At 38.8% G+C, this 13,770-nt stretch carries 11 protein-coding genes, 2 tRNA genes and 2 rRNA genes; 2 read left to right on the forward strand and 13 right to left on the reverse strand.

Translation table 11 applies throughout. From position 1 onward, the window contains the following. Positions 1–81: 81 nt before the first annotated feature. From PGH12_RS08480 to PGH12_RS08505, 6 genes are all read right to left on the reverse strand, one after another. A 23S ribosomal RNA gene (locus tag PGH12_RS08480) occupies positions 82–2,841 on the reverse strand. 297 nt (positions 2,842–3,138) lie between these two features. Next, positions 3,139–3,215: transfer RNA gene (locus PGH12_RS08485), tRNA-Ala, on the reverse strand. Between the two features lie 82 nt (positions 3,216–3,297). Further along, positions 3,298–3,371: transfer RNA gene (locus PGH12_RS08490), tRNA-Ile, on the reverse strand. Positions 3,372–3,590: 219 nt separating this feature from the next. Next, positions 3,591–5,107: ribosomal RNA gene (locus PGH12_RS08495) — 16S ribosomal RNA — on the reverse strand. The 16S and 23S rRNA genes sit together here with 2 tRNA genes alongside, the layout of an rRNA operon. An 837-nt stretch (positions 5,108–5,944) precedes the next feature. Next, positions 5,945–7,393, reverse strand: a complete 1,449-nt coding sequence (asnS, locus tag PGH12_RS08500) for an asparagine--tRNA ligase (protein WP_267599774.1) — start codon at positions 7,391–7,393, stop codon at positions 5,945–5,947. Positions 7,394–7,519: 126 nt separating this feature from the next. Further along, positions 7,520–8,119: a CDP-alcohol phosphatidyltransferase family protein gene (locus tag PGH12_RS08505; protein ID WP_267599773.1), complete on the reverse strand. Its 600-nt coding sequence runs from the start codon at positions 8,117–8,119 to the stop codon at positions 7,520–7,522. Positions 8,120–8,277: 158 nt separating this feature from the next. On the opposite strand from PGH12_RS08505, the gene PGH12_RS08510 reads away from it, so the two are divergent. Then, the gene (locus PGH12_RS08510) at positions 8,278–9,210 is read left to right on the forward strand and encodes a helix-turn-helix domain-containing protein (RefSeq protein ID WP_267599772.1); all 933 of its coding nucleotides are present in this window, start codon (positions 8,278–8,280) and stop codon (positions 9,208–9,210) included. A 125-nt stretch (positions 9,211–9,335) separates the two neighbouring features. Beyond that, positions 9,336–9,734, forward strand: a complete 399-nt coding sequence (locus PGH12_RS08515; RefSeq protein WP_267599771.1) for a GlcG/HbpS family heme-binding protein — start codon at positions 9,336–9,338, stop codon at positions 9,732–9,734. A 77-nt stretch (positions 9,735–9,811) separates the two neighbouring features. On the opposite strand, the gene rimM is transcribed toward PGH12_RS08515, so the two are convergent. From rimM to PGH12_RS08550, 7 genes are all read right to left on the reverse strand, one after another. After that, a complete protein-coding gene (rimM, locus tag PGH12_RS08520) occupies positions 9,812–10,354 on the reverse strand; it encodes a ribosome maturation factor RimM (protein WP_267599770.1) in 543 nt (180 codons plus the stop codon). A gap of 12 nt (positions 10,355–10,366) precedes the next feature. Next, positions 10,367–10,930 carry a 30S ribosomal protein S16 gene (locus PGH12_RS08525; RefSeq protein WP_267599769.1) on the reverse strand — a complete coding sequence of 188 codons (564 nt, stop codon included), beginning with the start codon at positions 10,928–10,930 and terminating at the stop codon, positions 10,367–10,369. Positions 10,931–11,036: 106 nt separating this feature from the next. Further along, on the reverse strand, positions 11,037–11,621 hold the full coding sequence (locus tag PGH12_RS08530; RefSeq protein ID WP_267599768.1) for a hypothetical protein: 585 nt from the start codon (positions 11,619–11,621) through the stop codon (positions 11,037–11,039). 1 nt (position 11,622) lies between these two features. Further along, positions 11,623–12,132, reverse strand: a complete 510-nt coding sequence (locus PGH12_RS08535; RefSeq protein WP_267599767.1) for a nitroreductase family protein — start codon at positions 12,130–12,132, stop codon at positions 11,623–11,625. Between the two features lie 131 nt (positions 12,133–12,263). Then, positions 12,264–12,713 carry a hypothetical protein gene (locus tag PGH12_RS08540; RefSeq protein ID WP_267599766.1) on the reverse strand — a complete coding sequence of 150 codons (450 nt, stop codon included), beginning with the start codon at positions 12,711–12,713 and terminating at the stop codon, positions 12,264–12,266. 84 nt (positions 12,714–12,797) lie between these two features. Then, positions 12,798–13,007 (reverse strand): hypothetical protein, encoded by a 210-nt coding sequence (locus tag PGH12_RS08545; RefSeq protein ID WP_267599765.1) that lies wholly within the window; start codon positions 13,005–13,007, stop codon positions 12,798–12,800. 127 nt (positions 13,008–13,134) lie between these two features. Continuing rightward, entirely contained in the window at positions 13,135–13,668 is a 534-nt protein-coding gene (locus PGH12_RS08550) for an SRPBCC family protein (RefSeq protein ID WP_267599764.1), read from the reverse strand. Between the last annotated feature and the right edge of the window lie 102 nt (positions 13,669–13,770).

Raw genomic sequence — 13,770 nt, forward strand, 5'->3', positions numbered from 1 at the left:
CTTGCACTTGCAAGCGATTTGAGATAGGTTTATAATTTTTTAAATGATTACTCATTGATGATTATATTTATTCCTGTAATAGGCTATAAATCTACGGGTAATTAGTACTACTCGGCTATGCTGTTACCAACTTTACACCTGTAGCCTATCAACGTCGTCATCTCCAACGACCCTTAAAAGATGTCTCATCTTGAGGCGAGTTTCGCACTTATATGCTTTCAGTGCTTATCTCTTCCAAACGTAGCTACTCAGCGGTGCTCCTGGCGGAACAACTGATACACCAGAGGTTTGTTCAATTCGGTCCTCTCGTACTAGAATCAAGCCCTCTCAAACATCTAACGCCCGCAATAGATAGAGACCGAACTGTCTCACGACGTTCTGAACCCAGCTCGCGTGCCACTTTAATGGGCGAACAGCCCAACCCTTGGGACCTTCTCCAGCCCCAGGATGTGACGAGCCGACATCGAGGTGCCGAACCTCCCCGTCGATGTGAGCTCTTGGGGGAGACTAGCCTGTTATCCCCGGAGTACCTTTTATCCTATGAGCGATGGCCCTTCCATACGGAACCACCGGATCACTATGTCCTGCTTTCGCACCTGATCGACTTGTAGGTCTCACAGTCAAGCACCCTTATGCCATTACACTCTACGCACGGTTACCAAGCGTGCTGAGGGTACCTTTGAAAGCCTCCGTTACTCTTTTGGAGGCGACCACCCCAGTCAAACTACCCACCACGCAGTGTCCTTCTAAAAGAAGTTAGGCTCCAAGTAAGTAAAGGGTGGTATTTCAACGTTGACTCCACAAACACTAGCGTGCCTGCTTCAAAGTCTCCCACCTATCCTACACATTACTTACTCAAAGTCAATACGAAGTTATAGTAAAGGTTCACAGGGTCTTTTCGTCCCATTGCGGGTACTCGGCATCTTCACCGAGACTACAATTTCACAGAGCTCATGGTTGAGACAGTGCCCAGATCGTTACACCATTCGTGCAGGTCGGAACTTACCCGACAAGGAATTTCGCTACCTTAGGACCGTTATAGTTACGGCCGCCGTTTACTGGGGCTTCAGTCAAACGCTTCGCATTGCTGCTAACGCCCTTCCTTAACCTTCCAGCACCGGGCAGGTGTCAGACCCTATACAGCATCTTTCGATTTAGCAGAGTCCTGTGTTTTTGATAAACAGTCGCCTGGGCCTCTTCACTGCGGCCAGCATTGCTGCTGGCGTCTCTTCTTCCGAAGTTACGAGACTATTTTGCCTAGTTCCTTAACCATGATTCACTCTAGCACCTTAGGATTCTCTCCTCGACTACCTGTGTCGGTTTTGGTACGGGTTGCTTCACTTCGGCTTTTCTTGGAAGCACTTTCCTTACAGCAACTTCGCCCGAAGGCTAGGTCTTGACTATTCCGTCAGTCTCCAGTAAGTACGGCACTCCGTCCCCTTTTTAGTGTGAGCAAGTATGGGAATATTAACCCATTGTCCATCCACTACCCCTTTCGGGTTCGCGTTAGGTCCCGACTAACCCTCAGCTGATTAGCATGGCTGAGGAAACCTTAGTCTTTCGGTGAGCGGGTTTCTCGCCCGCTTTATCGTTACTTATGCCTACATTTTCTTTTCTGTACGCTCCACAATGGCTCGCGCCACTGCTTCTGTGCAAACAGAATGCTCCCCTACCAGATACAACCCTAAGTTGTAAATCCATAGCTTCGGTACTCTATTTATGCCCGATTATTATCCATGCCGGACCGCTCGACTAGTGAGCTGTTACGCACTCTTTAAATGAATGGCTGCTTCCAAGCCAACATCCTAGCTGTCAATGCAGTCCAACCGCGTTGCTTCAACTTAATAGAGATTTGGGGACCTTAGCTGTTGGTCTGGGTTCTTTCCCTCTCGGACACGGACCTTAGCACCCGCGCCCTCACTGCCGTGGAACATTTATTAGCATTCGGAGTTTGTCAGGAATTGGTAGGATTTGACTCCCCCGCATCCAATCAGTAGCTCTACCTCTAATAAACTTATACACGACGCTGCACCTAAATGCATTTCGGGGAGTACGAGCTATCTCCCAGTTTGATTGGCCTTTCACCCCTACCCACAGGTCATCCGAAGACTTTTCAACGTCAACCGGTTCGGTCCTCCACTTTGTGTTACCAAAGCTTCAACCTGCCCATGGGTAGATCACAAGGTTTCGCGTCTAATACTACTAACTATGCGCCCTATTCAGACTCGCTTTCGCTCCGGCTCCGGACCTGAAGTCCTTAACCTCGCTAGTAACATTAACTCGTAGGCTCATTATGCAAAAGGCACGCCGTCACCCAACTTGTGGGCTCCGACCGCTTGTAGGCGTACGGTTTCAGGTTCTATTTCACCCTTCTATTCGAAGTGCTTTTCACCTTTCCTTCACAGTACTTGTTCACTATCGGTCTTTCAGGAGTATTTAGCCTTGGAGGATGGTCCCCCCATATTCAGACAGGATTTCACGTGTCCCGCCCTACTCATTTATCATCTAAATATACCTTTCAAATACGGGGCTATCACCCTCTATGGCTGTTCTTTCCAGAACATTCTTTTAAATATATAAAGACTTTTGGGCTAATCCGCGTTCGCTCGCCACTACTTACGGAATCTCTTCGATTTCTTTTCCTCAGGGTACTTAGATGTTTCAGTTCTCCTGGTTTGCTCTCCTTGCGGAGTGACTGGTCTTCAACCAGACGGGTTGCCCCATTCGGACATCTCGGGATCAATTCGTGTGTGCCGATCCCCCGAGCTTTTCGCAGCTTACCGCGTCCTTCTTCGCCTCTGAAAGCCTAGGCATCCGCCATACGCCCTTAACGATTTCTTTCCTATTTATTTCTCAAGCACTCGCAAGTGCTCGGTTTTTTCTTTGTGATATTTTTACCGTTAATGTCAATGATCTTAATGTCTTTCTGCTCGTCTGATAAATGGATATTTGTTTTGGCTCTATCCATCTTACTTTTAAATCAAACTTACAAAACTGTGGAGAATAAGGGAGTCGAACCCTTGACCTTCCCGATGAATCGGGTCGCTCTAGCCCCTATCGGCTAAAATCCTTTGTTTATTCTTTAAATAACTTCTGTGCTCGTTACATCTCTGTAACTTTTTTATTACTTCTCAGTAATGGTGGAGAATAAGGGAGTCGAACCCTTGACCTCCTGCGTGCAAGGCAGGCGCTCTAGCCAGCTGAGCTAATTCCCCTCTAGGTGCTTCTGGCGATTTGCTTCTTGCTTCCAGCTTTCTTGCCATCAGCTATAAGCCATTTGCCATCCGCTTCAATTAGTAGTCTCGGGCAGGCTCGAACTGCCGACCTCTACATTATCAGTGTAGCGCTCTAACCAGCTGAGCTACGAGACTTTGTTTAGATGTTAGATTTTAGACACCAGATGTTAGACTAATCTCTAACTTCTAATTTTCTAACCTCTATTTTCTAAATCTCTCCCTCTGATACTAATTTCTAGTGGGTTTGTATTTTTATAATATAAGCAACCGAGTAAAAAACTAAAACGTTTTCTTTTAAGTAAGTACATGGTACATTAAAGTACCTTTATTTGTTTAACGTCGAAAGACGCTCTAAAATGAGATGTTCCAGCCGCACCTTCCGGTACGGCTACCTTGTTACGACTTAGCCCTAGTTACCTGTTTTACCCTAGGCAGCTCCTGTTACGGTCACCGACTTCAGGTACCCCAGACTTCCATGGCTTGACGGGCGGTGTGTACAAGGCCCGGGAACGTATTCACCGCGCCATGGCTGATGCGCGATTACTAGCGATTCCAGCTTCATAGAGTCGAGTTGCAGACTCCAATCCGAACTGAGACCGGCTTTCGAGATTCGCATCTATTCGCATAGTAGCTGCCCTCTGTACCGGCCATTGTATTACGTGTGTGGCCCAAGGCGTAAGGGCCGTGATGATTTGACGTCATCCCCACCTTCCTCTCTACTTGCGTAGGCAGTCTCACTAGAGTCCCCAACTGAATGATGGCAACTAGTGACAGGGGTTGCGCTCGTTGCAGGACTTAACCTAACACCTCACGGCACGAGCTGACGACAACCATGCAGCACCTTGAAAATTGCCCGAAGGAAGGTCTATTTCTAAACCGATCAATTCCCATTTAAGCCTTGGTAAGGTTCCTCGCGTATCATCGAATTAAACCACATAATCCACCGCTTGTGCGGGCCCCCGTCAATTCCTTTGAGTTTCATTCTTGCGAACGTACTCCCCAGGTGGCTAACTTATCACTTTCGCTTAGTCTCTGAACCCGAAAGCCCAAAAACGAGTTAGCATCGTTTACGGCGTGGACTACCAGGGTATCTAATCCTGTTCGCTCCCCACGCTTTCGTCCATCAGCGTCAGTTAAAACATAGTGACCTGCCTTCGCAATTGGTGTTCTAAGTAATATCTATGCATTTCACCGCTACACTACTTATTCCAGCCACTTCTACTTTACTCAAGACCCGCAGTATCAATGGCAGTTTCATAGTTAAGCTATGAGATTTCACCACTGACTTACGAGCCCGCCTACGGACCCTTTAAACCCAATAAATCCGGATAACGCTTGCACCCTCCGTATTACCGCGGCTGCTGGCACGGAGTTAGCCGGTGCTTATTCGTATAGTACCTTCAGCTATCTACACGTAGATAGGTTTATCCCTATACAAAAGAAGTTTACAACCCATAGGGCCGTCGTCCTTCACGCGGGATGGCTGGATCAGGCTCTCACCCATTGTCCAATATTCCTCACTGCTGCCTCCCGTAGGAGTCTGGTCCGTGTCTCAGTACCAGTGTGGGGGATCACCCTCTCAGGCCCCCTAAAGATCATTGACTTGGTGAGCCGTTACCTCACCAACTATCTAATCTTGCGCGTGCCCATCTCTATCCACCGGAGTTTTCAATATTAAATGATGCCATTCAATATATTATGGGGTATTAATCTTCCTTTCGAAAGGCTATCCCCCAGATAAAGGTAGGTTGCACACGTGTTCCGCACCCGTGCGCCGCTCTCAAAGTCCCGAAGGACTTCTACCGCTCGGCTTGCATGTGTTAGGCCTCCCGCTAGCGTTCATCCTGAGCCAGGATCAAACTCTCCATTGTATGTTTGTCTGACTCACTCAAAGTTTTGACGCTTTAGTTTTTCCTTACTTGGTTGTTATATCTATTTTTCAATGATCTCTTCTCTTACGCTTTCTCAGCTGCCCTTTTCTGTCGTTGGGCGTTGCCGTATTTGCGTGTGCAAAAGTAAAACTTTATTTCTAATTAGCCAAATGTTTTTTGAAGAAATTTTAAAGTTTTTTAAGTAACCCTAAACCCTTCTCTTAACCCTCAACCTATCTACTCCTGCGCTCCCCGTATCGGGACTGCAAAGATAAAAACTTTTTCTAATTACACAAAATTTATCTGAATAAAATTTCATGGTATTTAAAATCATTTCTACCGGAGTTTTTTTTGTTCCTGCCTGTCTAAAGGCGCTTCTGCGCTACCGATCTACTCTCGTTTTTCAGTGGGGCAAAAGTAGCACGTTTATCCCCATACTTCCAAATATATTTAACATAATGTTCATTTTTAATTCATATCCGAACTTAACCCTTTGAAGATCTGATAGAAAAATTTCTAATTCCTCCGGTGGGTTTTAATGAGGTCACATGTTCGGCACCGTTTTCTGATGAAAACTGAGGCTTCATTATATAAAGTTGGTTTTCTGAAGGGCTGATTTTGACTCATGGAAAGCGCTCATCCGAAGATCGCTCCCCTAGCCCCGATCGAAACGGCATCCTTTTCCGGGATGGACGAAGCGAAGCGTAGACCTTCCCGGAAAAGATACAGTGGAGAGCGGGAAAAAGCTCCTGAAAAAAAACCTTCTTTTTATAATCGGTCTTTAAAACAAAAATACCTCTGATTATTTCAGAGGTATTTATATATATTAAGTGAATTTTAAAATTCTGCATTCTTTGGAGTTCTCGGGAAAGGAATCACATCACGAATATTGGTCATTCCTGTCACAAATAAAACCAAACGCTCCAGTCCTAAACCGAAACCGGCATGAGGAACGGATCCGAATTTTCTTGTATCAAGATACCACCAAAGTTCGTGCTCGTCTACGTGCATTTCTGCCATTTTGCTTTTGAGAACATCTAATCGTGCTTCTCTTTCTGATCCGCCAATAATCTCACCGATTCCCGGGAAGAGAACGTCCATCGCGGCAACGGTTTTGTTGTCATCATTCAGCTTCATATAGAATGCTTTGATTTCTTTTGGATAATCGAAAAGAACTACTGGACATTCAAAATGCTTTTCTACCAAGAATCTTTCGTGTTCAGACTGCAAATCTGCTCCCCACTCCTCGATCGGATAAGCAAATTTTCCTTTTTTATTTTCTTTTGAATTTAATAAAATCTCAATTGCTTCTGTGTAAGAAACTCTTTTGAAACGTTTTGCAATTACATTTTCTAGTTTTTCGATCAAACCTTCCTTGGCTCTTTCTTTTTCAGGTTTTGATTTTTGTTCTTCTTCAAAACGCTTATCTAAAAATTCAAGATCATCTTTACAGTTGTCTAAAACGTATTGAATCACATATTTTAAGAAATCTTCTGCCAAATCGATGTTATCTTCAAGATTGTTGAAGGCAACTTCAGGCTCGATCATCCAAAATTCTGCTAAGTGACGCGTTGTATTTGAGTTTTCCGCACGGAAAGTGGGTCCGAAAGTGTATATTCTTCCCAATCCCATTGCAGCAGTTTCACCTTCAAGCTGTCCGGAAACCGTTAAGTTGGTTTTTTTACCAAAGAAATCCTGAGCAAAATCGATATCTCCCTGTTCGTCTCTTGGAATATTATTTAAATCAAAGTTGGTTACTCCAAACATTTCACCTGCACCTTCTGCATCTGCACCGGTAACAATGGGAGTGTTGATGTAAAAGAATTGGTTTTGGTTGAAAAATGAGTGAATCGCAAAACTCACTGCATGACGTACTCTGAAAACAGCCCCAAATAAATTGGTTCTGAATCTTAAATGCGCCTGCTCTCTCAACACTTCCAGTGAATGTTTTTTTGGTTGAAGAATCGTTTTGTCTCTTTCTTCTGTAAAGTTATCGCCCAAAATGATGATTTTTTTTGCGATAATTTCTACGGCTTGTCCGGCTCCCTGGCTTTCTACCACTTCACCAACAACTTTCAAAGAAGAAGCTGTACTTATTTTACTGATGATCTCAGCATCGAAATTTTCGAAATCAACAACAACCTGCAAATTATTAATAGTAGAACCATCATTAAGCGCAATAAAGCGGTTTGCACGGAAAGTTCTTACCCAACCGTAAACTGTAATGTCATGATGTAGTACTTTTTTGTAATCCTGTAGGACTTCTTTAATCGTCTGCTTTTTCATTTGTTGATTGATAAATTTTTTATGTAAAAATTAATGTGTGCAAATCTACAAAAAACAGGGTAATTTTTCTATGATTACACTGTTTGATTTAAAAATGATATAATAATGTTGAAATTTACTTCTATATTAATTGAAAAGTGTAGTTTTTTTCCTCTGCTTTCCTTTTCTGATATTCCATGCGTGGTAACAACTTGGGACATCATATTGCCAATTAGGAAGAATCAAAATAATAAAAATAACATCAATATGAGAAATAACCCCTAAAATTAACGCTAATTGAAATGCCCGACCAGTCTGTTGAAATCCTATTAAATAAGTGAATGTAATGAGTAAACTCAAACCCCACAATTTTGAAAGCCAAGCATGAGTACAGGTTTCTTTTCCGAATTTTAAGATGCTAATAATATAACATAAAGCTTCCATGATGAAAATTACCGTTATACTTAGCCAATGGATTTTTATTAATTCGGTATTAAGAAAGTAAGTTGCAAATCCTAACGAGAGCCAAAAAACTAAATCAACCTGACTGTCGAGTCTTCTCAATTTTTCTGTGGAGACACCGATTTTTCTTGCAATGATTCCGTCAAAAATATCTGTAAGCAACCCAATAAACATTAAGGTTAAAATTAAAAATCTGGATTCTTCACCTTTTAAATAGGCTAAAAAGAAAATCACTGGTGCAAGAAGAAAACGGATTGCTATTAATAGGTAAGGTGTATTTTTCATGATATTTTGATTTCGAGTTACTTAACAGTTAAATGGTTGATAATTTACTTTCTATTATTTTGTAAAATTATACTTCAAAGCTAACTGCGAAAACCAATTTTATGAATGCGAAAAAAAATTAAAATAAATCTTTACATTTGTGAAAATCGCAAAAAAGTATGAATCAGGAAACTCTACTCAAACAAATCAGAAAGAAAATCGGACATAAATCGTTGAATGATGAGATCGCCAATATCCTTAACATTAGTTATGATTCGGCGCACCGCAGAACTTCAATGAAAGCAAAATTCAGTTTTGAGGAAGCAATAGAATTAGCAAAATATTACCAGATTTCACTAGATAAGTTCTTGGGAACGGAAAACCAATTGGTGGTTAAAAGAACAAAACCCGTAAAAACCCAAGAAGATCTGTTGTATTTTTTTGAAAGTTCGCTACAGATTCTGGATGTCTTTCAGAATATCAATCAATCGAAAGTTTATTATTCTGCGAAAGATATTCCGTTTTTTTATACAATTTCGAATACAATTTTATCTCGCTTTAAATTTTATGTCTGGATGAATCTGTTGAACGAAGATAAATTCCTCTGTTCGTTTGAAGATTTTGATCTCCCATACTATTCGCCAAAAAATGAAATGCTGAAAGATTTGTATGAAAATCAAAACGTAACGGAAGTCTGGAACGACACAACCATCATGAGCATTCTCATGCAGATTTCTTTTTATTCTGAAATGGGACTTTTAAAATATAAAGATATTGAGTTAATTTTGGATGAAGTGAGATATGTTCTTCAAAAAATTGAATTTAAAATTCAAAATAAACCTGATTTTAATTTCTACGTGAACGATCTGGTGATTTTAAGCAATAATATTTTGTTTAAAAATGAATATCAATCTTCGTTTTTTATTCCTTTTAATATGTTTGGGTATATGATGACGAACGATGAGAATACTTGCAATGACACATTGGTTTATTTTGAGCACGAAATCAAAAATTCAAAATCGCTGAATACTTCCGGAAACAGAGAGAGAAAAATATTTTTTAACAGGATGTATAAACAAATTGATGACTTACAGGCAAAGCTCAAAAGTTAATTGCATCAGTTTTTTTTATAGTGCAGCTAAATATAATTAAATATTAATTACGATTAATTAATGTGTGAATACCGATTATACCTTCAAAATTTTGTAGATTTAGCGTTTAACTAAACCAAAAATTTATGAATATTACATTAGATCAAGCCCAAAGAATAATTGCAGCTGCAATTGAAAAATCAAAACAGTTAGGTGTAAAAATGAATATTGCTGTAATGGACAGCGGAGTAAATCTCGTAGCATTTGCTAAAATGGATGATGCCTGGCTTGGATCCATTGATATTGCCCAGAAAAAGGCGAAGACGGCCAGATTTTTTAACATGAATACCGGCGAAATTGGAAAATTATCACAACCCGGACAACCTCTATACAATATTGAACACTCTAATAACGGACTGATAACTTTTCCTGGTGGAGTTCTGATAAAAGATTCTGAAGGAAATATTATTGGATCAATCGGGGTAAGCGGAAGTACCGTAGATGATGATCATGAAGTAGCCTCAGCCGGAGCAGCAGCTTTATGATAAACTTAAAAATATAACAGAAAATAAAGTTGGTTAAAGAAAAACCAGCTTTTTTTGTGAAACAAAATCAGAATAAGTTATTCGTCTTTTTTAGAAGGAACCAAGAAAACATCAATCAAACCTTCAGGAAGTTCTATTTTGATATATCTTTCTTCCCTGTTTACCTCAAGAATCCACTCTTTGATCATTGGGATTACAACTTCCTTTCCGTATAGATTGGTAATAAAATAGTTCTGCGCGGTCTGATCGTTTACAGATCTTATCACTCCACAGTCTTTATTATCCTGATCCATAATCTCAAAACCAATCACTTCATGGTAATAAAACTGATTTCCGGTAAGTTTGGGCAATGTATTTAATGGAAGGTAAACGTTTTTACCTAAAGATTGATCTACCAAAGCTTCCGAAGAATTTTTGAAGGCCAGATTTAGAGCATCTAATTTGCTCCAAGATGATTTTTCAATAAAAAAAGGAACCAATAATCCGTTTATTTCTACGAATATTGATTCCAATTTATTGTAAAGCTCGGGCTGGTCGGTATCCAGTTTAAGGATAACGTTTCCCGCAAGGCCGTGTCTGCGCGTGATTTTTCCTAAAAAATAGCAATCTTCTTTACGCATATCGGTTTGTTTTTAAGCTTCAGTGTTTTCTTCAGTTTCAGCAGCAGGAGTTTCTCCTTCTGTAGCTTCAGCAACTTCTTCAGCAGGTGCGTTTGCAGCCTCTTCAGCAGCTTTAGCATCAGCTTCTACTTGTGCAGCAGCAGCAATTCTAGCTTCGTTCACTTTAGTTTCAGCATCGAAAGCAGCTTGCTTAGCATCAGACTGAGCTTTAGATAAACCTTCTACTTTACCTTGTACTTTTTGTTCTTTTGATTCTACCCAAGCAGCGAATCTTTTTTCAGCTTCAGCCTCATCAAAAGCTCCTTTAGCAACACCACCTTGTAGGTGTTTTTTGTAAAGTACCCCTTTGTAAGAAAGAATAGCTCTTGCAGTATCAGTTGGCTGAGCACCGTTGTTTAACCACTTTACAGCAGAATCAACGTTCAAATCGATAGTAGCAGGGTTAGTAATTGGGTTGTAAGTACCTAGTTTTTCGATGAATCTACCATCTCTTCTAGCTCTTGCATCTGCAACTACGATGTGGAAAAAAGGTCTCCCTTTTGAACCGTGTCTTTGTAATCTAATTTTTACTGACATAATGTTTGAATTATAAGGGAACTCGTCCCAGTTAAATATTTAAGTGTGCAAAGATAATAAAAAAGTTCAAATTAAATCTTTCGAGGTGAGATAATATTAAATTATTTCAGATGAAAAATAAAAAAGGTAATAGTGTTGAAATAATTACAGAAATAAAAACTGCCAAAAATACTATAAGATTATCCCTTGTTTTCCCAACAATAAATCTAATAACAAAATAATTAATTATATAGATAGGAACAAGTAAAAAAAATGAAAACACATTTGTAGTTAAAACAAATATCCAAAAAAACAAAAAACCTATTATAGAAGAAATGAAAACTCCAAAAAAACTTTTGTAAATAGTAACTAAATCAATTTTGTTATTTTCAATTACCAAAGAAAATTGATGATATTTATGGATTATAAAATCTTCAAGCTCTTGATTATTGAGAACACTTGATGAGATACTTTCAATAATAAAAAATAAATCATCACCCTTTTTTACCATATTGTATACTTCAAAAGATATTCTTCCTTTTTCTTTTATAAATGATGTTCTCCTATTTGCTTTGCTTACAAATTCGTCATAATTAAATTTCTGTTTAATAGCTTCAGTCATTTCTTCGTCGATTTTTCCGGTATGCTCACTCATATACAGATAAGCGGCAATCAAATCTTCTTCACTGAAATTTCTATAAAAATTTTTCATTTTAAACTAATCCCATATAGAAAAGCCCAAGACATTTTTGGTTTTCTTCGATCGTTAAAGATTCTTTCAGTTGATCTACAATTTTTGGTGAACTCCAGTAACACCCTACTCCGTTTGCGGTACAGGTAAGGTACATATTCTGAACTGCCATAGAAACGGCAGAAATTTCTTCCCATTCAGGAACCATCCCGCTGAAGTTCACAACGATAGAAACTACAGCATCCGCTTTATTGATTTTAAAACCAATATCATTATATTTTTTCTCTAAGAAAAGTTGTTCGGGTTGTGAAGATTTATAAATTTCCTGCATTTCTACAGCCAGTTTAGCTTTTTCTTCACCTTTGAAAATTTTAAAACGCCAAGGTTTTGTACGTTTATGATTGGGAGCAAACTTTGCCGAATTTAAAATCTCGTCTACAATTTCCTGTGAAATTTCTGTTTCAGAATAATCTTTAGGAAATATACTTCTTCTTTGCTCTATGATTTCTTTTAAAACTTCTGCTTTATTCATAAAAGCAAATTTACAGAAAAGTTGCTGGATGCATGTTGATCTGTGATAGTTTTTATGATTAAAATTTATACCAAAAAGCGTTTTAAATAGTTGATTGCGTTTTCATAATGTAAATTTGAAACTTACAATTTCTAAAGAACCTCAACAATTTTTTGGTGAATTTTATTTAATGTAAACTCATCTCCCGGTTTCATTCCCATCATTTTTTTCGCCATCGGACTTTCTGAAGAAATCGCGTAGAAACGGTCGCCTTCAAAAAAAAACTCACCCAAAGAAACCGAAATATAAAAACGCGCTTTATTGGTAATTACCAAAGAACCCAACTGCACTCTTTCTGTACTTTTATTTAAAACTTTTGCCATGTTGGTTTTAAGATCATTCAGAGCACCGAGTTGCCTTTGCATTTGATAAATTTCTTCCTGCATTTCCTCACGCATACTATCGTACTTCGGTGTTTTTTTGATATCCCGACTGGCTTCTAAAGTAAATTCTATAAATTTTTTAAGTTTTTCTATTTTTTCAGAAATTACGTTTTTTACATAATCTCTTATGTTGTTTTTCTCAAATACTATCTTCTCCATGTATCGTAATCTTTAGATAAAGATAATATTTTTTTGAATAATTAAATCAAAAAACCACTTCTCTAAAGAAATGGTTATATATTTTTATTTTGGCTTGTTTTGCTCGTAATCTGAGACATCAATTTTTCTCTCGTCTGCTTCGCGCCTTTTTTCGAGCTGCTGAACATTTTTATCCATTTCGCTCTGACTGCCTTCCATGTAATTTTTGTTGTTTCCCTTTCCTAGGTTTGCTGCGCACGATGCCAATAAAAAGCAAAGACAAGTTGCTGTTAACAAAAGATATTGTTTCCTCATTACTAAATTTTTTTTCAAAGATATATGTTATGTTTATTTCAAGCTAAAAGTTTAGCTACAAATTATAGATCTGAGAATCTTTAATTCTAGGTCTCAGCAAAAAGCTGCATCCAAAAGCCTCATGATACTATTTTTCGCAAATCTGCTTCAGACTCTGCAGACCTTCTTCATAAGATTTTCCCATTTGATAATCCATCATTGGTCTCATTATTTTCATCCATGTTTCCTGTTCTGTATCCATCGTCCAGGTTACTTTTGTTGAATTTCCTTCAGAACTTAAAAGAATTTCAGAAGTCGCCTGCCCTTCGAAAGGTTTTATAAAAGTCATTTCCGATTTTTGCTTTTTATTCAAAACCAATTCTTTAATTTCCTGACAGCCAGCTCCTGCATCATCGTTTTTACTGTCCCAGTAGTACTTATCTCCTACTTCGCCCGAATTTCCGGTGTACGTAACTTTCATATTTTTATCCAGTTTCATCCACGGATTCCATTGGTTGAAAGCTTTCATTGAGTTTATCTGTTGCCACACTTTTTCTTTGGGAGCATTGATGACCATTGACTTTTCGTAATGATAATTGTTTCCGAAAGCCAAAATCGCAACTATTGCGTAACCTACAATGAGCAGAACAATGATTCCGATCACTTTTAAAATTGTTTTCATGTTATAAATATTTAAGTTTATTTTTTCTGTATTAAATAAGAAACCAGCTTTTTGACTAATCTTTTTTCTATTTCGAAGACGTCACAGAAATCTGTATTTTAG

This window comes from Chryseobacterium sp. CY350 (assembly GCF_027945075.1).
Lineage (GTDB): Bacteria > Bacteroidota > Bacteroidia > Flavobacteriales > Weeksellaceae > Chryseobacterium.